At 37.6% G+C, this 19,804-nt stretch carries 19 protein-coding genes; 12 read left to right on the forward strand and 7 right to left on the reverse strand.

Features of this window, described 5'->3' with window-relative positions:
- Positions 1–8 precede the first annotated feature (8 nt).
- Complete coding sequence (locus I6E69_RS13900; RefSeq protein WP_002958606.1) at positions 9–311, reverse strand: isoamylase early set domain-containing protein; 303 nt, start codon at positions 309–311, stop codon at positions 9–11.
- Positions 312–697: 386 nt separating this feature from the next.
- Here I6E69_RS13900 and I6E69_RS13905 point away from each other — a divergent pair, with 386 nt between their 5' ends.
- On the forward strand, positions 698–1,630 hold the full coding sequence (locus tag I6E69_RS13905) for a hypothetical protein (RefSeq protein ID WP_197121465.1): 933 nt from the start codon (positions 698–700) through the stop codon (positions 1,628–1,630).
- A gap of 59 nt (positions 1,631–1,689) precedes the next feature.
- Here I6E69_RS13905 and I6E69_RS13910 read toward each other — a convergent pair whose 3' ends face one another.
- From I6E69_RS13910 to I6E69_RS13920, 3 genes are all read right to left on the reverse strand, one after another.
- Positions 1,690–2,859 (reverse strand): cache domain-containing protein, encoded by a 1,170-nt coding sequence (locus I6E69_RS13910; RefSeq protein ID WP_197121466.1) that lies wholly within the window; start codon positions 2,857–2,859, stop codon positions 1,690–1,692.
- Between the two features lie 101 nt (positions 2,860–2,960).
- A complete protein-coding gene (locus I6E69_RS13915; RefSeq protein ID WP_033020651.1) occupies positions 2,961–3,335 on the reverse strand; it encodes a hypothetical protein in 375 nt (124 codons plus the stop codon).
- 267 nt (positions 3,336–3,602) lie between these two features.
- Positions 3,603–4,031 carry an Lrp/AsnC family transcriptional regulator gene (locus tag I6E69_RS13920; protein WP_002958609.1) on the reverse strand — a complete coding sequence of 143 codons (429 nt, stop codon included), beginning with the start codon at positions 4,029–4,031 and terminating at the stop codon, positions 3,603–3,605.
- 194 nt (positions 4,032–4,225) lie between these two features.
- Here I6E69_RS13920 and I6E69_RS13925 point away from each other — a divergent pair, with 194 nt between their 5' ends.
- From I6E69_RS13925 to I6E69_RS13940, 4 genes are read left to right on the forward strand one after another with little or no spacing between them, the layout of a single operon-like run.
- Entirely contained in the window at positions 4,226–5,431 is a 1,206-nt protein-coding gene (locus I6E69_RS13925) for an aspartate aminotransferase family protein (protein WP_166109571.1), read from the forward strand.
- A gap of 50 nt (positions 5,432–5,481) precedes the next feature.
- A complete protein-coding gene (gene astA / locus I6E69_RS13930) occupies positions 5,482–6,516 on the forward strand; it encodes an arginine N-succinyltransferase (protein ID WP_024595454.1) in 1,035 nt (344 codons plus the stop codon).
- Positions 6,517–6,523: 7 nt separating this feature from the next.
- A complete protein-coding gene (gene astD / locus I6E69_RS13935; RefSeq protein ID WP_197121467.1) occupies positions 6,524–7,990 on the forward strand; it encodes a succinylglutamate-semialdehyde dehydrogenase in 1,467 nt (488 codons plus the stop codon).
- A gap of 35 nt (positions 7,991–8,025) precedes the next feature.
- The gene (locus tag I6E69_RS13940; RefSeq protein WP_197121468.1) at positions 8,026–8,829 is read left to right on the forward strand and encodes a DUF1338 domain-containing protein; all 804 of its coding nucleotides are present in this window, start codon (positions 8,026–8,028) and stop codon (positions 8,827–8,829) included.
- Positions 8,830–8,909: 80 nt separating this feature from the next.
- Here I6E69_RS13940 and I6E69_RS13945 read toward each other — a convergent pair whose 3' ends face one another.
- Positions 8,910–10,190: a flavohemoglobin expression-modulating QEGLA motif protein gene (locus tag I6E69_RS13945; protein ID WP_002958615.1), complete on the reverse strand. Its 1,281-nt coding sequence runs from the start codon at positions 10,188–10,190 to the stop codon at positions 8,910–8,912.
- Between the two features lie 146 nt (positions 10,191–10,336).
- On the opposite strand from I6E69_RS13945, the gene I6E69_RS13950 reads away from it, so the two are divergent.
- The 7 genes from I6E69_RS13950 to I6E69_RS13980 all read left to right on the forward strand — a co-directional run bounded on the left by I6E69_RS13950 (position 10,337) and on the right by I6E69_RS13980 (position 17,115).
- A complete protein-coding gene (locus I6E69_RS13950) occupies positions 10,337–10,594 on the forward strand; it encodes a DUF3081 domain-containing protein (protein ID WP_008169639.1) in 258 nt (85 codons plus the stop codon).
- Positions 10,594–10,899, forward strand: a complete 306-nt coding sequence (locus I6E69_RS13955) for a hypothetical protein (protein WP_002958617.1) — start codon at positions 10,594–10,596, stop codon at positions 10,897–10,899. Before I6E69_RS13950 ends, I6E69_RS13955 begins: the two co-directional genes overlap by 1 nt.
- A gap of 409 nt (positions 10,900–11,308) precedes the next feature.
- Positions 11,309–11,884, forward strand: coding sequence for a transcriptional regulator BetI (gene betI / locus I6E69_RS13960; protein ID WP_197121498.1), 576 nt, complete (start codon positions 11,309–11,311; stop codon positions 11,882–11,884).
- Position 11,885: 1 nt separating this feature from the next.
- Entirely contained in the window at positions 11,886–13,349 is a 1,464-nt protein-coding gene (gene betB / locus I6E69_RS13965; protein WP_002958619.1) for a betaine-aldehyde dehydrogenase, read from the forward strand.
- An 11-nt stretch (positions 13,350–13,360) separates the two neighbouring features.
- Entirely contained in the window at positions 13,361–15,028 is a 1,668-nt protein-coding gene (betA, locus tag I6E69_RS13970; RefSeq protein ID WP_197121469.1) for a choline dehydrogenase, read from the forward strand.
- 158 nt (positions 15,029–15,186) lie between these two features.
- The gene (locus I6E69_RS13975; protein ID WP_182716610.1) at positions 15,187–16,404 is read left to right on the forward strand and encodes a BCCT family transporter; all 1,218 of its coding nucleotides are present in this window, start codon (positions 15,187–15,189) and stop codon (positions 16,402–16,404) included.
- A 9-nt stretch (positions 16,405–16,413) separates the two neighbouring features.
- Complete coding sequence (locus I6E69_RS13980) at positions 16,414–17,115, forward strand: TorF family putative porin (protein WP_138490427.1); 702 nt, start codon at positions 16,414–16,416, stop codon at positions 17,113–17,115.
- A gap of 107 nt (positions 17,116–17,222) precedes the next feature.
- Here I6E69_RS13980 and I6E69_RS13985 read toward each other — a convergent pair whose 3' ends face one another.
- Together I6E69_RS13985 and I6E69_RS13990 are read right to left on the reverse strand one after the other, a co-directional pair.
- Positions 17,223–19,133, reverse strand: coding sequence for a bifunctional diguanylate cyclase/phosphodiesterase (locus tag I6E69_RS13985; protein ID WP_197121470.1), 1,911 nt, complete (start codon positions 19,131–19,133; stop codon positions 17,223–17,225).
- 198 nt (positions 19,134–19,331) lie between these two features.
- Complete coding sequence (locus I6E69_RS13990) at positions 19,332–19,790, reverse strand: Sbal_3080 family lipoprotein (RefSeq protein ID WP_182673702.1); 459 nt, start codon at positions 19,788–19,790, stop codon at positions 19,332–19,334.
- Between the last annotated feature and the right edge of the window lie 14 nt (positions 19,791–19,804).

The raw sequence follows: 19,804 nt of genomic DNA on the forward strand, positions 1-19,804 counted from the left end.
GAATCGCCTTAATTAGTGCGTTGAGTATTTACTATGCTGTTTTCTGTGCCAAAAGTATTGCCGATATAACCGTCAGCTTGATGGTCGTTATCCCAAATGTCTCCATTAATCAGATAACGAAAGTGAAATTGTTGATCGATAGGTAAGCGTTGCTTAAATTTAAACACACCTTGTTTTTTATAAAGCTTCATTGGCACTGGTTGCCAATCATTAAATTCACCTAATAAGCAAACTTCTTCTGCCTCTGGATGAGAAAATTCAAAAGTAACTTCAGCTTCATCTTTTGTTTTAAAAAAACGTTTATTCAACATAGCAGGCTCCAACTAAACCAAAAAGGATACTTAATCTTTGCCACAGGCCATACAACTAAACAAAAAGGCGATGTGGTAACCATCTAAAAATCATTAAACGTGTTATTAGTTAAACAAAACTTTATTTACGCTTTATTACAGTGCAAATAATATTTCAATTACACCAAAAAGGTGCATTAACCTTATATACAATACGCTTTAAATGATACTTAACATACAGAGCAATATTCAAACCAACAAACTATTAAAAACCTCATTAGTTCAATATATAAATATTTATAGCTGCAAATATCCGAAGAAAATTTAAAATCCTAAATTACTTTTTTTATATTACTTCATCATGGATAATACACATCATTCTAATACTCTGAAATATCATTAATTTCATGTTGAAAAAAACCATTTTAATAACTACCACCATCATTTTTTTAGTTGTAGCTGCATTTATTGGTACCTCAATTTATACCCTATACAGTAAAAAAGAAATCTCAGTTGATCCTAAATTAAAAGAAATATCAGGAATAGAATTTGATAAACAGCAACGTTTATGGGCTATTAACGACGGAGGCAATGAACCAAAGCTATATAGACTCAATAAAGACGGTTCTATTGCTAAAGAAATTTTAGTTGAAAACGCTAAAAACATTGATTGGGAAGACATGACCCAAAACAAATTTGGGCACTTCTTTTTAGGCGATTTTGGTAATAACAAAAACGATCGTAGATGGCTCACTATTTATAAAATAGAAAACCCGATAGATATAAAAACAGATACGACTCAAGCAGAAATAATTAAGTTTACCTACCCCGAAATGGATGGCACTCCTATAAAGCCTAATAACCGTAATTTTGATTTAGAGGCATTTGTAGCTCTAGGACGTCACTTATATTTATTTACTAAAAACCGCACAGAACCATTTGATGGTATTACTAAGGTTTATAAAGTGGGCGATCATGCCGCTAATTTTAAAGCCGAGTTAATAGATTCATTTAAAACATGTAGCACTTTAGAAAAGCTATGCTGGATAACATCGGCTGCTTTAAGCCCTGATCGTAAAAAGCTGATATTACTTGATTCAACCAGTATTTGGTTATTCGAAAATTTTGAGGGTGATAAGTTTTTTTCTGGCGATGTATCAAAAATTGACTTAGGAATAGTAACTCAAAAAGAGGCTGTCACTTTTTTTGATGACAATACTATTGTATTTACAGATGAAGAGTTTAAAGGTATTGGCGGTAATGCTTATTTTATAAAGCTTGATGAAGCCAAAAAAGAAATTATAAGAAAAAAGCCGACCTCAGAAAAAGTACATCCATAATATAATGTTAGCTAAGCAAAAGTTCCAAAGCTTAGCTAACTTATGTAAAAGGTATCGAATTAGTTACTCTTTTCGTTTGACGAATGGAGTGCTTTTTCTACATCAACACCTAAAATCAACACTCCAATATGACTATTATTATCATCTAAAACAGGAAAACTTAGCTGTACTTGAAAATGATGTGTTGATGCGTCATATGTAACGCTATCAAAGTTATAGCCCTTTGACTGTTTAAATATTTTAGTAAACTTATTTTCATCCCCTTGCCAGTAATCACTGGTTAACTTACTTATTGCTATATTTTTTCCTTGGCTATCAGTCAATATAAGCTCAGTAACAACACCTTTAAACTGCGATTGCCATTTTTTAAATACCTTAGATAACGGTAAATCAAGCATAGTTAACGCATCAGCATGCCCAACGTGTTTACTTTCTTTTATCCATAGCTGGTCTCGTTTCATAATTTCAGGCTCACTCAAAGGAGACTCATTACTTATTTGAACTTCTTCGACTAAACTAGGTAAGTTTAATAAGGTTTTAGCGCTACTATAGAGCCTATCAAGTATTTGCTTTTCTTCACTTTTTGATAGTGAAAATGGAGCTTGCGCACAAGTATTTATATTTTCATCGAACTGCTGCATAAATTCAGGAAGGCGTTTGAGAAGTGAATGCGAAGCAAATAATCCCAAAGGTACATATCTAAAAAATTCTTTTTGGTACTCGTCTTTATTAATCCCTAGCTTAGAGGCTGCTAATTCAAAATCGTCTAAATCAAGTAGGATTCTATCAATCCGTTTATGGTGCATTACATTTACTATTTCTTCTAATGAATTTACCTCTACCTCAGCAATAATATTCTGAGTTTTAAACCAATTTGCTTGATAACTTCCTCTTACTGCACCATAACGCATTTTATTTTTTGGTTTATTAATGCTCTCTGGGTGAGTAAACCAGTACCAGCTTTCTAAGAAAATGGGGGATGATATACGTCCATAAGCTTTCATTTCAGGCATTAAATGGGTTGTGAAATATCCATCTAAGCGCTCTAACTTTACTTCTCGACGTGCACGTAACCATGGCAAGGTTTGTAGCTGAAAAGGGGCTCCCATTTCAAATAAAATACACTCGACTTGGTTGACTGCATTATTAGGTGCTGTGGTGGGTAAGTTTGTCCCAAACTGGAGAGGCTCAGTTAAACCTAATAAAAGAGTAAAAAAATATGCGGGCATAATCTATTGCTAAATAATGTACAAATTAAAATAAGTGTAGCCAAACAGATTAAAATTGCATTATTTGCTGTAATTATTAGGTAACAGCTCTACTTTCCTCGCTATGCAGCGCTGACACAGTTAATAAACCGTTCTGTTAGCAGTGTTACTGTAGCTTTGTCTGTATAGTGCTGCTTAGCATTTTTCATAATATGCTTTGAGCAAACATTTTTAGATTCTTCAAATTGAGAATTGCAGCTAGCAACAGTATTACCTAAAGCTTCCTGATAAGCTTTATCTGCGCACATAGTTAAAGCAAAATCTGTAGCGCCAGCAATTATTTCATTGATATTTACTGAGGATGTTTCGAGTTTAAAATAGATATCACTATACGTATTAACTTCTGTATTCTTCTTTGAAGAAAAATGACTAGCTTTGGCAGTTAAATAATAGCCTATAAGTATGATTGATAATATCACTGTAAAAACCGTTTTCATAATTTCCCTTAAAATAATAATTAATATTATATTTTTTATAGAATAGTACGAATTTTTACATAAATACGAGGGAGTGAGACTCTCTACATCCATGTAAGTACTAAATAAATCCTTGTTATATAATTACTAAAAACGCAATTAAAAACTGTACCTGATTTTATCACTCAAGCGAAATAAAGCAAGAGTCTATAAACAATTTATTTAGAAATGTTTATAGTGACTCTAAATATGTAAACAGTATTTAACGACTTAAGTGTAAAAGGGAGATTAACGCTTAAATTTAGTTTCTAAAATAACAGAAGATGTTGTGCGCTCCACCCCATCAAGATTTCCTATATCGTCCAACAAATGACTAAGCTGTTCTAAATTTTGAGCTTGGACCACCGCAATTAAATCAAACTCACCACTTATGGCATATAGCTGTGAAATTGCATCAATTTGCTTAAGCTCAATGTTTGTTTTAGTTGTTAATTTTTGTCTTACTTTTATAGACACATGAGCTGATACCATTTTACTAAGGTAGTCGTCACCGTAATCAACGCTGTAACCTTTAATCACACCGGTTTCTTCTAATTTGAGCATTCGGCTTTGTACTGTTGAACGAGACAAGTCAAGCATTCGTGCAAGATCAGAAATACTCGCTCTTGCGTTTGTTTTTAGTACAGAAAGTAGTTTCTCGTCTTGTGGAGTTATCATAATGGTTATTTTCTTCGTTATTTTGACTTTTATTTTAATCATTTTTCACAAAATAGCACTGCAATTTTAACAGCTAACCTTCGATAATGACCTCTACAAGAAATAATAACGTGTTTGCTGAAGAATAAAGGCTATATTCTTCTTTGAGTTAGCAACTAATCTTTTATCTAAGCCCATTTAATTTAGGTGTAAAAATGCAAGTAACAAGAGACTTATTTAACGACGTAATGGTACCAAACTATAATCCATCAGCAATCATTCCAGTTCGTGGTGAAGGTTCACGCGTTTGGGATCAAAATAACAATGAGTTCATTGATTTTGCCGGTGGTATTGCCGTTAACTGTTTGGGTCACTGTCATCCTGCATTAGTTAAAGCATTAAAGGAGCAAGGCGAAAAAATTTGGCATTTATCAAATGTTATGACCAATGAGCCAGCACTTCGTTTAGCTCAAAAAATGGTTGAAGCAACATTTGCTGATAAAGTTTACTTTGCAAACTCAGGCGCAGAAGCAAACGAAGCCGCGCTTAAATTAGCTCGTCGTTATGCATTGGACGTATATGGCGCTGAAAAAACGCAAATTATTGCATTTAATAAAGGTTTCCATGGTCGTACATTCTTTACAGTAACTGTGGGCGGGCAAGCGGCTTATTCAGATGGCTTTGGTCCAAAACCAGCTGACATAGTACATTGTGATTTTAACGATATAGCGGCATTTGAAGCGCTGATCAGCGATAAAACATGTGCTGTTATGATGGAACCATTACAAGGTGAAGGCGGTATTATTTCACCAACAGATGAATTTGCTAAAAAAGTACGTGAACTTTGTACTAAACATAATGCGTTACTTATTTTTGATGAAGTACAAACGGGTGTTGGTCGCACAGGCGATTTATACGCTTATGAAGGTTTAGGGGTTGTTCCTGACATTTTAACAACGGCAAAAGCATTGGGTGGTGGTTTTCCTATTGGCGCTATGATCACTCGTACACCTATTGCTGAGCATTTAAAAATTGGTACTCACGGTTCTACTTATGGCGGAAACGCACTTGCTTGTGCTGTGGCCGAAGCGGCATTTGATACAGTAAATACACCAGACGTACTAAACGGTGTTAAAGAGCGCGAGCAATTATTCCGTGACGGATTAAACGCAATTAACGAAAAATACAACGTATTTAGCGAAGTACGTGGTAAAGGCTTATTAATTGGCGCAGTACTAAATGACAAATTTGAAGGACGTGCACGCGACTTTTTAGTAGCAAGTGCTAATAATGGTTTAATGAACCTTGTAGCGGGCATGAATGTAATTCGTTTTACACCGTCTTTAGTTATCCCGTTTGAAGATATTAAAGAAGGCTTAGCGCGCTTTGAAAAAGCCGTTAGCGATGTAGTAAACGGTTAATATAGTTTAAATTAGCACGCCTACAGGCGTGCTATTGGAGCAAGCAATAAATGCAAGTATTACGTCCTATTACTGCCAATGATTTTGACGCGCTTAAACAAATAGCGATTGAATCCGGTCATGGGTTTACCTCTTTACCTGTGGACGATACACAGCTTAAAGAAAAAATTGAACGTGCTGAAAAAAGCTTTGCAAAAAACATTAACCAGCCACTTGATGAAAGCTATTTATTTGTTTTAGAAGACAGTGAAACAGGTGACGTTATTGGCACAACCGCTATAGAAGCCGCAGTAGGTTTATCGGTGCCTTTATATCATTATCATTTGGGTAAAACAGTACACCACTCGCCTACTTTAAATGTATATAACACCGTTGATATTTTAAGCATGTGTAACGACTACACTGGTTGCTCAGAAATATGTACATTATTTTTGCGCGAAAATAGCCGTAAAGGCCTAACGGGTCGATTTTTATCTCGTTCACGCTTTTTGTTTATGGCTCAGCACAGCGAGCGTTTTGCCGATACTGTTATCGCAGAAATGCGCGGTGTTAGCGACGAAGACGGTCATTCTCCTTTTTGGCAATGGCTACAAGAGCACTTTTTTAGTATCGAATTTCCACAAGCGGATCACTTAGTTGGCTTAGGCGATAAGGTGTTTATTAGCGAGTTAATGCCTAAATACCCTATTTATGTGAACTTGCTTAGTAAAAAAGCCCAAGCAGTGATTGGGCATGTGCATGAAAAAACGAAACCTGCGCTAAAATTATTAGAAAAAGAAGGTTTTGAGCACAGAGGCTACGTTGACTTATTTGATGCAGGCCCAACGGTTGAAGCAAAGCTTGGTAATATTCGCAGCATTCGCGACTCTCAAGTTTGCCCTGTTACGATTGGCGAGCTTGATCACATATCACAAAATAGCTCTGATACGCTGGCTGTATGTAACCAAGGCGTAAGTGGCTTTAGAGCGACATTTACCAAAGACGCACACTACAATCATGCAAAACATACCCTCGTCATTAGCCAAGATGTGGCTAAGGCGCTTAATTTAAGCCAAGGAGATGCAGCGCGATTTTTCCGCCTGTAAATAATTTATGAATACACACCTAATTAATAATCAGTGGCATGTGGGACTTGGTCCAGCATTTGAGTCAATCAATCCAAGTAATGGCGATGTGGTATGGCAAGGTAATGGCGCAAACACTGATCAAGTAAATTCAGCTATAAAAGCAGCTAGAGCCGCGCAATTACAATGGGCAGACAAACCACTTAAAGAGCGTATCGCCATTTTAGAAAACTTCGCAGCACAATTAAAAGAACACAGCGAAGAATTTGCTACTATTATTGCACGCGAAACGGGTAAGCCATTATGGGAAACCCGCACCGAAGTGGGCGCAATGACAGGTAAAGTAGCTATATCTGTAAAAGCGTACCATGAGCGTACAGGTACAACCGAAAACCCAATGCCCGGTGCCAAAGCGTTTATTAGACACAAACCGCATGGCGTTGTGGCTATTTTTGGCCCATATAACTTTCCGGGGCATTTGCCAAACGGGCATATTGTTCCTGCAATTTTAGCCGGTAATACTGTTGTATTTAAGCCATCAGAATTGACTCCGCACGTTGCAGAATTTACCCTCTCACTTTGGTTAAAAGCAGGTTTGCCAGCGGGTGTTATTAACCTTGTGCAAGGTGAAATTGAAACAGGTAAAGCACTTGCATCTCATAAAGATATAGATGGCTTGTTTTTTACCGGTAGCTCAAACACAGGCCACTTATTACATAAACAGTTTGCAGGACACCCTGGCAAAATTTTAGCACTTGAAATGGGCGGCAATAATCCTCTTATTGTAAAAGATGTGAGCGATATAAGCGCCGCTGTACACGATATTATTCAATCAGGCTTTATTACCTCAGGTCAACGTTGTACGTGTGCACGTCGCTTATTTATTGAAAAGTCGCTCAATGGCGATGCTATTTTAGAAAAGCTAATAAGCGCAACTAAAAACATAGTTGTAGACGACAGCTTTGCTACAGAGCAGCCTTTTATGGGTGCAATGATAAGCGAAAAAGCAGCACTGGGTATGGTTGCCGCGCAAAGTGAATTAGTCTCAAAAGGTGCACAAATCCTTGTTGAACTTAAGCAATTAAAACCAGGCACAGGTTTTGTAAGCCCTGGCATTATTGATGTAACAAGCATTACCGACATGCCAGATGAAGAGCATTTTGGACCGCTAATTAAAGTGTATCGTTATACCGACTTTGACAGCGCAATTATTGAAGCTAACAACACAAGCTTTGGTTTATCTGCAGGTTTACTTAGCGACAGTGAAGATGACTACACTCACTTTTTAAAGCGCATTCGTGCCGGTATTGTTAACTGGAACCGCCCTATTACGGGTGCCTCTAGTGCAGCTCCATTTGGCGGTATTGGCGCCAGTGGTAATCACAGAGCAAGTGCATACTATGCCGCCGATTATTGCGCATACCCGGTAGCATCTGTGGAGTCAGACAAAGTGAGCTTACCGCAAACCCTAGCGCCGGGCTTAGTAATTGAATAAGCAATAAAACCAAATTTTAGATTTAAGGACTTAACATGCATACTGATGTAAACACATTATTTGAGAACCTTTGGGAAAACTATTTAAACGTAACTCCATCGGCAGACAAAATTCATGACCTTTTAGGTTCAACGCAAAAAGATGACATCATTAACGATCATATTGCGCTGCGTACATTTAATATTGAAAAAGTGGGTCTTGAAAAGCTCGCCGCTCACTTTCTAGCAATTGGTTACAAAGAATGTGGTGAGTACCACTTTGAAGCTAAAAAACTTTACGCAAAGCACTACGAGCATAGCGATCCTAATCAGCCAAAAGTATTTATCTCTGAACTATTAGTAGAAAAATGCTCGCCAGAGTTACAAGCCATCGTGACAGATATGGTAAGTCAAATTGACGAAAGTGCAGTTACAGCAGACAACTTTTTATATTCAGGCACGCATTGGCAAGTAAGCACCGATACTTACAAACAACTGCTAGCTGAAAGCGAATATGCAGCGTGGATGTCGGCGTGGGGTTACCGTGCCAATCACTTTACCGTAAATATTAATACGCTTGCTAAGTTTGATAACATTTATGATGTTAACCAAGCTCTAAAAGATGCAGGTTTTTCGCTTAATACGTCAGGCGGCGAAGTTAAAGGCTCACCAGAGGTGTTACTAGAGCAATCGTCAACACTTGCTGATGAATACTCAGTTACCTTTAGTGACGGTGATATGAGCATTCCTAGCTGCTTTTATGAGTTTGCTATTCGTTACCCTAAAGCAGACGGCGAGCTTTATACTGGTTTTGTTGCAGCCTCAGCTGACAAAATATTTGAAAGCACCAACGCTCGATAGCAAAACCTAAAGTACCTTATTTTAAAAAGCCCGTTATGGGCTTTTTTTATGTCGATGTGTCGATAAGTTATATTGATGAATTATAAAAATAGCGGTTTATAATCGTTTTCTAACTTTTCAAACGACAAGTCGCCAATAAAACGGCCAAAGCTCAACCAAGTTGCCAAACCGCGTAAGTCTTTAAAGTGTGGTGGCACAAATTGTGGGCTCTCTATTACGCCTAAATCATGAAGCTGCGATATTAATCTAAAATCATCTATCGATATTTTACCTACCAGTAATAAAGGGAGTCTATCGATTCGTCCAAGCTGTATTGCAACGCGTATTAAGTTATAAACCAGTACAAAGCCTTTAATGTAGGCAATATCTTTTGTAAAAGGCAAGCCTGTTGGCGTACTGCCTCTAAATACACGCTGCGCAAGTGTGTAGCTGTCATCTTTTGATAAACCTTGCGCTACGTAATCACGGTAAATATCTACAAACTCAGCGCCATCTATTACCTTTGTAACGGCTTGAATACGATTCACTAATTTAGATAAACGCCTTGGAGTCGATTTTAAAGTAATAATTTCGGTTAGTACCGCTAAACCTTCTTGGGTAATAGTGGAGCTTGGCGTACCTTTACTCAAACACGTTAAATAAGGCTGAGCTAAACCATTTTGAGTGGTACCTACGTGTATCCACCCTTCGTGAACTTCTAAAATATCAAGTTCACGCTGCGAAAACTTAACATCTTGATTAAGCTTTATATTATTAGCACCTGCGGCTGCATCACTAACAATACCATCGCTAAGCATTACCTCTACGTTTATGCCTGCCATACTAGCGGTTACTTGCTCAGACAAAATACGCACTGCATCAACAGCATCAATATTTTTAGGGTCGTCAGGCAGTATGTCGGCTATAAGTAAATTTTGCAGCGGTTTATCTAGCATATTAGCTAGCTCAGAAAGTGAGGGCTCACCAGCATGAAATAAATCTTTAGGGTGACCAAATAACTCCACCGATAAGTCATGAAACTCTGGTGTGCCACGATACTCAAGCATACTTAATACTGTTTTATACTCTGTGCACATTTTTCCCATGTATTGAGCTATGGGATTTAACTGCCCCAATTGGTTAATAATGTTACGGTGCAAAGTAGAAAACGCTTGGCGTAACTCGCTAGGTACAAAACCAAGATCGCGCTGTTGATAGTATGCACGATCGATCAGTGGATTTTTTTGACATTTTTGTCTAAAAAACTCCTCTTTAGTTTGTTTATCCCAATTAATAGCATCGAGTATCCTAATAGGCGTTTGCAATGCAATTAATTGATCCGATAACTCACGAGTTTTTAGTAGTAACGCCTTGTCTATCATGGTGTAAGCTCAACAATAAATGAATTTTGAGCATAATTTAAAAAGGCCAAATTACAAAGCAATATCACATTTTTTTAGCTATTGTTTTTAAGATGATCGACCCTCATATCTATATCGTATTAGCTTTTTAATAAAAGGTATAAAACATGAAAAACGAACTCGACAATAAACAGATTTTAGCCGTATATGAACGCATAATTCAAAAAGGTGAAATGACTGATGAAGGCAAACATTATCAGGGAGTTACTGCTTATTCAGACGTAGACGGTTACACCGTATATCTACAAGGTAGCGGCGTAGAACTGCGCTTTGGTTTTCATAATACTTACCACCTTGACTACGAACATGAAAAGCATAAAGACGACTTTTTGAAAAAATTATATAACATTGCAAACGAGAGCTAATGCACCCACGAAAACTAAGACACCGCCCGACCAGTAAGCTCAATACTACTTTTATTAATCAAGTAGTAGAAGAGCTTAAAGCTAATCCAAGTAAAGTCTCTATTATTCAAGACAACCTAGAACAGTACCGTTCTCAAACTCATTTAAAGCGTGGTTTTTTACTGGCTATAGAGCGCTTTGATTGGGTATTTGAAGCAAGCAAAGATATTGATTTCATTTGCCAGCAAATTTTAGCTGATGACTACATTGGCAATAGACTAAGACGTTACCCCCTACTTTTTAAAGGCGTTATTAATAATGCCTGACCTTTCAATACCAAGCGCTTTAAAACGATAAAACCACAAAGTTTACTCTCCATATAAATTTATTAGAGCGCTAAGCAATTGCAGGTTTAGTGCTCTTTTGTATCAAAATAATACTATTCGTACTCTAACTATTATTGTTCTAATGGTTTTTTGACATTTTATTCATTTATTGCTGTAAACAAATCATTACTATTATTAAATTTAAAAATCAAATTCACAAACCACTGTTTTAAATGAAATTAAACAAATAAAAACCTCATCTTCTTTGTCTTATTAATTGCACTTTTATTAATGATTAATCTACATTTTGGCATCTAGGTATTTACTTCAGCCTTGAATTGTTAGAGCTATTACCTTAAGCTTATGTTTATTGAACGTTCAATTAATAAAAATTATGCCTAAAGTCGGAATGGAACCTGTCAGACGTCAGCAGCTAATTGACGCAACTATAGAGTCAGTTGCTACTAAGGGACTACAAGGCACAACAATAAACAGCATTAGTAAAAATGCAGGTTTATCGTCAGGTATCATTAGCCATTATTTTAATGGTAAGCAGGGGTTAATTGAAGCCACGGTTAGATACTTACTAACAAGCTTAAAGCAAGGCTTAATAAGTAAAGTAAATCATCAAACCACTGCCATTGAGCGTTTAATGTTTATTATCGAAGCCAACTTTGCGCTTGTACAACAGCGTAATGATACAACCCGAACGTGGTTAAGTTTTTGGGCGCAATCGATGCATGATGATGAATTACACAGACTACAAAACGTAAACAGTAAACGCTTGCAAAGTAATTTAGCATTTTCTTTTAAGCAATTAATGCCTATTGAGCAAGCAAATCAAGCTGCAGAACTTAGCGCCGCAATGATCGATGGCCTATGGTTAAGAGCAGTACTGAGTAAATCAGACAATAATCAGTTTAAACACAGTGAAAAGTTAGCAAAAAGCTATGTACTTTCACTTATCAAGCAATATGGAGCCTAGCGTGACTACACCTGTCTATCAAAATTTTATTAACGGCCATTTTCTTGCAAACCAGAGCGGCAAAACATTTGATGTAACAAACCCAGCAACGGGTGAGGTTATTTACGCAGTAGAAATTGCCGACGAATTTATTCAAAACGCAGCCATTGCCAGTGCAAAGCAAGGTTTTGCACAGTGGTCAGCAATGACACCTATTGAACGTAGTCGTATTTTATTAAAAGCAGTGGCTATTTTACGCGAGCGCAATGATGAGCTAGCACTTGTAGAAGTACTCGACACCGGCAAACCAATGCAAGAAGCTAATTGTGTTGATATTGAAACCGGCGCTGATGTAATTGAATACTTTGCAGGCCTTGCACCAGCACAAGTAGGCCAACAACAAATGGTTGGTGATGACTTTTACTACACACGTAAAGAGCCATTAGGTATCTGTGCGGGTATAGGTGCATGGAACTACCCACTACAAATTGCATGTTGGAAGTCGGGCCCTGCCCTTGCTGCTGGTAATGCATTTATATTTAAACCATCTGAAGAAACACCACTTGGCGCTATTAAACTTGCAGAGGTATTTGTTGAAGCTGGTGTACCTGCAGGTGTGTTTAATGTTGTTCAAGGCGCAGGCGATGTAGGCCAGTGGCTAACGCAGCATAGCGATATTGATAAAGTATCGTTTACGGGTGAAGTAGGCACAGGTAAAAAAGTAGTCGCGAGTGCTGCCGGTACGTTAAAAGATGTCACGATGGAACTTGGTGGTAAATCTCCACTATTAGTATTTGATGATGCCAACATAGAGCAAGCGGTTAGCGCTGCTATGTTAGGTAACTTTTATACGCAAGGCGAAATTTGCACTAACTGTACACGTATTTACGTTCATAAAAATGTATATCAGCAGTTTATTGATGAGCTTAAAGCGCGCACTGAGAAAAACATTATTGCTGGCGACCCACAAGATTTAAATACAAATTTTGGCGCACTTATCTCTAAAAAGCACCAAGAACTAGTGATGAGCTACGTTAATAAAGGCATCGAAGAAGGTGCAACGCTATTAACTGGTGGTACAACGCTTTCACCTGAATCTGCACCTAATGGCTATTTTGTAGCACCGACTGTGTTTATTGATTGTAATGACGATATGACTATCGTTAAAGAAGAAATATTTGGCCCTGTAATGAGCGTACTTGTTTTTGACGACGAAGACGATGTTATTGCACGCGCTAACGCAACCCACCTAGGCTTGGCCGCAGGCGTATTTACTAGCGATATTAAACGTGCGCACCGCGTTATTCATAAGTTACAAGCTGGTATTTGTTGGATTAATGCATACGGTAACTCACCTGCTGAAATGCCAGTTGGCGGTTATAAGCAATCGGGCATTGGCCGTGAAAATGGTATACAAACTCTTGATCAATACACGCAAACTAAGTCTATTTATGTTGGTATGGCCGACATAGAAAGCCCATTTTAAGGCGCCCTACTATGAGTAATCATTACGACTATATTATTGTTGGCGCGGGTTCGGCGGGTTGTGTTTTAGCTAACCGTTTATCTGAAGATTCAAGTAACCGCGTGTTACTACTAGAAACTGGCGGTAGCGATAAAAGTATTTTTATAAAAATGCCAACCGCGTTATCTATTCCTATGAATAGTGACAAATACGCATGGCAGTTTCACACGCAGCCTGAGCCTCATTTAGATAACCGTGAAATGCATTGTCCTCGAGGCAAAGTATTAGGCGGCTCGTCATCTATCAACGGCATGGTATACGTACGTGGCCATGCAAAAGATTTTGACGAATGGCAGCAACACGGTGCAAACGGCTGGGACTACCAATCGTGTTTACCGTATTTTCAAAAAGCAGAAAGCTTTTATCTTGGTGAAAATACTTACCGTGGTGGCAAAGGCCCGCTTGGCGTTAATAACGGCAACGAAATGAAAAACCCGCTTTACCGCACCTTTATCAAAGCAGGTGTACAAGCCGGTTACGCTTCTACAGATGATTATAATGCATCGCAGCAAGAGGGTTTTGGCCCAATGCACATGACCGTAAAAGACGGCGTGCGCAGCTCTGCTTCGCGTGAGTATTTAGACCCTGTTAAATCGCGTAGTAATTTAACAATTATTACAGGCGCACTCGCACAGCGCGTGATTTTAGATGGTAAAAAAGCCACAGGCATTGAATACAAAGTAAATGGCGACGTTAAAACTGCACATGCTGCAAAAGACGTAATATTAAGTGCAGGCCCAATCGGCTCTCCACATATTTTACAACTCTCTGGTATTGGTGATACTCAAGCGCTTGAAAAAGCAGGCGTTGAAGTACAGCATCATCTACCAGGTGTAGGTCAAAACTTACAAGATCATCTTGAGTTTTATTTTCAATACAAGTGTAAGCAACCTATCACGCTTAACGGCAAACTAGGCATTGTTTCAAAAGGGTTGATTGGTGCGCGCTGGTTATTAACGCGTTCGGGTTTAGGTGCAACCAATCATTTTGAATCGTGTGCGTTTATTCGCTCAAAACCAGGTGTTGAATGGCCAGATATTCAATATCACTTTTTACCAGCGGCTATGCGTTACGATGGTAGAAGTGCATTTGCAGGTCATGGTTTTCAGGTACATGTTGGTCATAACAAACCAAAAAGTCGTGGTAGTGTCACTATTGCTTCTGCGAACCCTGAGCAACCACCAACCATTTTATTTAATTACCTTGAACACCAAGACGATATTGAAGGCTTTAGAGCGTGCGTTCGCTTAACACGCGACATAATCGAACAAAGTGCCTTTGATGAATACCGCGATGAAGAAATTCAACCAGGTAAACATATTCAAACAGATGAAGAAATAGATGCCTTTGTACGCCAAGCCGTAGAAAGTGCCTACCACCCTTCTTGCTCATGCAAAATGGGTGAAGATGATATGGCCGTTGTTAATTCAAATACGCAAGTACATGGTATTGAAGGACTACGTGTTGTTGACTCATCTATATTCCCAACAGTTCCTAACGGAAACTTGAATGCGCCTACTATTATGGTTGCTGAAAAAGCAGCTGACATAATTTTAGGTAAAGAACCATTACAGAAATCGGATGTGAATGTTGCCATAACAACAAATTGGCGAGAAACACAACGTAGTTCGGAGATCTAACTTTAGCCACATGCTCAGGTTTAGCCTCGTCGGGCTAAACCATTGCGTGCCTTGCAGTGGCACACGATGTAAATAGGTTACGTTGTGTTAATGCGAGAATAAAACAATAAAATACGGAGTGCTTATGAATTATTTTTATTCATTATTGGAGGGTAACAATGACTATTTGGCTTAATGCAGGCATCATTTTTACCTTACTTGCTATTATCACTATTTTAATTAAATGGGGTAATGTTCGCGTAGTAGGTGTAACACCAGTTCGAACCTTTACGTTTATAGCAATACTATTTACTTCTGGCCTTGATGTTGGCCTTATTATGTTTCCTTTAACTGAGTTTGCAGGTTATGCAGACATAAAAGCAAGCCCAGAATACGCGTTTGCAAATCCACTGGCTATTGAGTTTGGCTACTGGGGATTTTTGATCTGGGGATTTTACTTTCTTACGTGCTTTTATTTCTGTGTAATAGAACCTAAAGTGAAATTTTTCGAAATTCCTTGGGTTAAATTTATCAATAACGTTGTAATTATTGGTACATGTGCATTTACCGCTTATTTACTGCTTACAAACCTACCATGGTATTTACCCGAATTAGGCGATGGAACAAGTATAGTTTCTGAGTTTTATTTAATTGTATTCGCGGCTATTTGTTTTGCTGTGTACTCAAGTACTGACATTAAATATGTACGTATTTTAAGTATCTCTACTACGTGGTTATTCTTAGCCTTAATCGCCTTTATGTGGGCTGGCGCATTTGTGATTGGTGATAGTCAAATGTCAGCATTTACAGATAACTTAGGTTCTATTGGTACTTACTTTGCAAACATTAATGAATTTGTTTTACCGCTTAATGATTACCATGAGTTTTACTTATTCTGGTGGTTTGCGTGGAGCATAATGATTGGTCAATTTACATCACGCTTTGTTGGTGGACTTAAAACATACCAAGTATTAGCTGCAATGTTGATTTTCCCTTCTATTCCTATTGCGATTTGGTTTAGCGTACTTTATCACTACCATGAAGCGGGCATCCCAACTCAAGGTATTAAAAACTTCGCTATGGTATTTGTAGGTATTGTATTTGTAATTAACTCACTTGATTCGTTAGTGCGTTTATATACAGATAACCTAAACTTTACCGTAAAGCGTTTTGGCAAAATGAAATACATAATCGGAAATGTTGTTGCTCTATCATTACTTACACTATTGTTTAAATTAGAATTTTTACAAATTCAGTGGGTAGGCGCATTAGTTATTGGCTTGTTCTTTATCTGTGCAGCTTTTATTGGTTACAGTAAATTTAAAACAGTAACGAATATAGATAGCTCACCAAAAGCAAACGCAATTGATTACACAAAAATAGACACAGTACACTAGGGATTAATAATGAATAACAAACTAAAACAACTTGTAGTAGCACTACCATTTGCACTTTTATCAACAACTGCAGCAGCTGATTGGTCAACAACAATCACTGCAGCGTCTGACTACACTTTTAATGGTGTAACACAGACCGATAGCGACCCTGCAATTCAAGGCAGCTTAGATTATGCCTTTGATAATGGTGTTTACGCTGGTGTTTGGGCCTCAAACGTAGATTTTGGTGACGACACTGATTTTGAGCTAGATGCTTACTTAGGTAAATATGTACAACTTGATGAGCAATTTAGCGTTGATTACGGTATCGCTTATTACACTTATCAAGGTAATAACAGCGATGGTAACTACGCCGAAGCTTACACTAAGTTTGGTTATGCAAGTGAATACGGCCAAACTGAGCTTAACTTTTGGTATAGCTGGGATTACTTTGGAACAGGTGCGGGTCATGTAATTTCAATGGTTGCTCACACTTATGAGCTGGCTCCTAATCACGCACTACGTGCAAGTTTTGATATTTCAAACTCACTTGATGGTGAAAAGTGGGCTTGGGATACAAACCAGAAAAAATCGTACAAGCACTACCGCCTAGCTTATCAAACAAGCTACGAAGGTTTTGGTATTGAAGTGGCTGCTGAAAACACTAGCTTAGATTACGATTATGCTGATGAGCGTATTGTACTTGCTGTTTCACGCACATTTGATCTTTAATACATTAATTACTGATTAAACAAAAAATGCCACTCTATTTAGAGTGGCATTTTTATTTGTAAAATAACTAACTAACTAACTAACTAACTAACTAACTAACTAACTAACTAACTAACAATATCCCACGCACTTGTACCCGATGCAGAAAGATTGCTGGTGTTATTACGTAATACTTTATTGCCTACATTAACTGATGACTCAGGGCGGCTTACTAAATACCCCTGAACTGAACTCACCCCCATTTTTTTAACAAGCTCAAACTGCCCTATTTCTTCAACGCCTTCAGCTACAATTTTAAGGCCCAGCTTTTGTCCAAGCTCACTAATTGTATTTAATATATCGTTATATTTTTGGCTTTTATTGGCTTGAGCTATGAACGAGCGATCAATTTTAATAACATCAATTGGTAAATCCGCTAATGTACTCAACGAGCTAAAACCTGTACCAAAGTCATCAATTGCAATAGTGATGCCTTCTTCTCTTAACCTACTTAGCTCTTTGATTATTCTAGGACTGGCTTGAATAAATGTTGATTCGGTAATTTCTAGCATTAAAGATGTCGCCGGTAAGCCGGTTTTTTTTAGCTTCTTCATTATCCAATCATAAATATCACGGTGCTTTAACTGAATGCCCGAAACGTTAACTGATATTTTTACTTTGCGCATACCTGCATTATGCCATGCGGCCATTTGCCGACAGGATTCAAGCATAATCCAATCGCCAAGCTCTAATATTAAATTCGACTCTTCTGCTATTGGAATAAATTCTGAAGGTGGGATCATACCCTCAACAGGGTGGTCCCAGCGTGTAAGCGCTTCAAAATAATCAATCATACAATCTTCAACATGCACAATTGGCTGAAAAGACAAGTAAAAATCTTTACACGCGAGCGCTAAACGCAATTCTTCGAGTAAATAATGATAACGGCGCATTTTGTTACCCATTTCTGGCGAGTAAACTTTAAATATTCCTTTACCATCGCTCTTAGCTCTGTACATAGCAACATCAGCTAATTGTAAAAGTGCTTGTGGGGTTGACGCACTTTCTGGGTAAGCCGCGATACCAATACTGGCACTAATTTTTACTATTTTATTGCCAAGCACAAAGTCTTTTTCAAGCTCACTTAGCACGTGCTTCGCTATGTCAACAACTCTGTCGCTATCATCAAGTAGTTCTATAAATATTGAGAATTCATCTCCACCTAATCTTGATAAGTTTTGCTCTAATTGATTAGCGCTATTAATATTACTTAACTTATGGTGACGTAAAACATTTGCAAGTCGACTGGCCACTTGAACTAATATTTCATCACCAAAACTGTGGCCAAACGAATCATTTACTTGTTTAAAGCCATCCAAGTCGATAAATAGAAGCGCACACTTGAGATCTTCCTGATTAGCATGATTTATTTGTCTGTCTATGTGTTCAATATATGCATGGCGGTCAATTAACAGCGTCAGTTTATCTTGACAAATACTTGTTTGAGTTTGTTTTACATAATTAACTACGTGTGAATTTAAGCTATTTATAGATTGACTTAAGCTGCTTACACCTAATGGGTTCTCTGCCGGTTTAACTTGTAAATTAAATGCAGTAAGTAAGCTATTGGCTTGGCGGTTGAGTTCCGCGATTTGATTTTTATAATGACGTTTTCTACGTTCTCTACGTAAGTAGATACCTGAGCCAAATATCAATATACATAAAAATAAAAAGTTCATGGGTGATGCGAGCGTCATCATGATTAACTTATTAGAATCAGCGGCTACAAATTGGGTATCAGTGGTTTTAATAAGTAAAAAATCAGCTGTTGGCTGCTTAATTATATAATGGCCATTTAAAATGGGATTATACCAAGGAGCCATATCAAGGGAGGTATTCGTGATCTCGAAACTTCGTATATCAATATTAGTCTGAAATAGGTTTATACGGTTAATCTGATTAGTTAACTCTATATTTATGCAGAAACAAAATAGAATTATGATTAGGAAAATAAAACCAAGCGGCTTAAGTTTACTCATAAAAAAAATCCATTTACCTTACTTCTCCCTTAAACCTATTACCAAAAACGGATTATATCGCTTGCATTTAGTACTACGCAAGCATTGATATAACCCTAAGCCATTAAAGTAACAATAACGGATTGATTAACTATATCTTGATATATACTATAGGTGGGATTAATAAAAATAAACAAAAACGTTTTTATTGTTTAAAATTTAATACATACCGTCAATAAGCTCTATAATTTTTTCTTCCGCATTTATAAATTTATCCAACCCACCACCCGTGCGATAAGATGCTTGTGCTATTTTTTCATTTGTTTCAACATCTTTCACCCATATATTTGCGTATGCCATATATAGTGCTAAATCCCAACGCCAATTTGCTACATAGTAAGCCACGGCATTACAACCAGTAGTATCTGAACCAGATAACTCAGTCTGATAGTCTTGGTGTTTCAATACGTAATTGGCTGAAATTACTCGAGTTTCTACCTCATGCTTTGCAAAACCTTTTTTCATCGCATCAATAACACCCTCTTTAACAGCCTTATGTTCAGCAATACACACTGTTTTAGGTTTGTTTGTTTCAAAGCGAGTAATGTCTTGCTTGGCCGCACAACCCGCCAAGGTAGCAACCATTGCTGCTGCAACTGTTATTTTTAAAGTTTTCATATTTATTCCTTTTT

Origin of the sequence: Pseudoalteromonas sp. NZS100 (genome assembly GCF_015864815.1) — a bacterium.
Taxonomy (GTDB): Bacteria; Pseudomonadota; Gammaproteobacteria; order Enterobacterales; family Alteromonadaceae; genus Pseudoalteromonas; species Pseudoalteromonas distincta.

Excerpts from the sequence above, each read along its gene's own strand:
- I6E69_RS13900 (WP_002958606.1), bottom strand. The coding sequence starts at position 311 with ATGTTGAATAAACGTTTTTTTAAAACAAAAGATGAAGCTGAAGTTACT.
- I6E69_RS13905 (WP_197121465.1), top strand. The coding sequence starts at position 698 with ATGTTGAAAAAAACCATTTTAATAACTACCACCATCATTTTTTTAGTT.
- I6E69_RS13910 (WP_197121466.1), bottom strand. The coding sequence starts at position 2,859 with ATGCCCGCATATTTTTTTACTCTTTTATTAGGTTTAACTGAGCCTCTC.
- I6E69_RS13915 (WP_033020651.1), bottom strand. The coding sequence starts at position 3,335 with ATGAAAACGGTTTTTACAGTGATATTATCAATCATACTTATAGGCTAT.
- I6E69_RS13920 (WP_002958609.1), bottom strand. The coding sequence starts at position 4,031 with ATGATAACTCCACAAGACGAGAAACTACTTTCTGTACTAAAAACAAAC.
- I6E69_RS13925 (WP_166109571.1), top strand. The coding sequence starts at position 4,226 with ATGCAAGTAACAAGAGACTTATTTAACGACGTAATGGTACCAAACTAT.
- astA (WP_024595454.1), top strand. The coding sequence starts at position 5,482 with ATGCAAGTATTACGTCCTATTACTGCCAATGATTTTGACGCGCTTAAA.
- astD (WP_197121467.1), top strand. The coding sequence starts at position 6,524 with ATGAATACACACCTAATTAATAATCAGTGGCATGTGGGACTTGGTCCA.
- I6E69_RS13940 (WP_197121468.1), top strand. The coding sequence starts at position 8,026 with ATGCATACTGATGTAAACACATTATTTGAGAACCTTTGGGAAAACTAT.
- I6E69_RS13945 (WP_002958615.1), bottom strand. The coding sequence starts at position 10,190 with ATGATAGACAAGGCGTTACTACTAAAAACTCGTGAGTTATCGGATCAA.
- I6E69_RS13950 (WP_008169639.1), top strand. The coding sequence starts at position 10,337 with ATGAAAAACGAACTCGACAATAAACAGATTTTAGCCGTATATGAACGC.
- I6E69_RS13955 (WP_002958617.1), top strand. The coding sequence starts at position 10,594 with ATGCACCCACGAAAACTAAGACACCGCCCGACCAGTAAGCTCAATACT.
- betI (WP_197121498.1), top strand. The coding sequence starts at position 11,309 with ATGGAACCTGTCAGACGTCAGCAGCTAATTGACGCAACTATAGAGTCA.
- betA (WP_197121469.1), top strand. The coding sequence starts at position 13,361 with ATGAGTAATCATTACGACTATATTATTGTTGGCGCGGGTTCGGCGGGT.
- I6E69_RS13975 (WP_182716610.1), top strand. The coding sequence starts at position 15,187 with ATGACTATTTGGCTTAATGCAGGCATCATTTTTACCTTACTTGCTATT.
- I6E69_RS13980 (WP_138490427.1), top strand. The coding sequence starts at position 16,414 with ATGAATAACAAACTAAAACAACTTGTAGTAGCACTACCATTTGCACTT.
- I6E69_RS13985 (WP_197121470.1), bottom strand. The coding sequence starts at position 19,133 with ATGAGTAAACTTAAGCCGCTTGGTTTTATTTTCCTAATCATAATTCTA.
- I6E69_RS13990 (WP_182673702.1), bottom strand. The coding sequence starts at position 19,790 with ATGAAAACTTTAAAAATAACAGTTGCAGCAGCAATGGTTGCTACCTTG.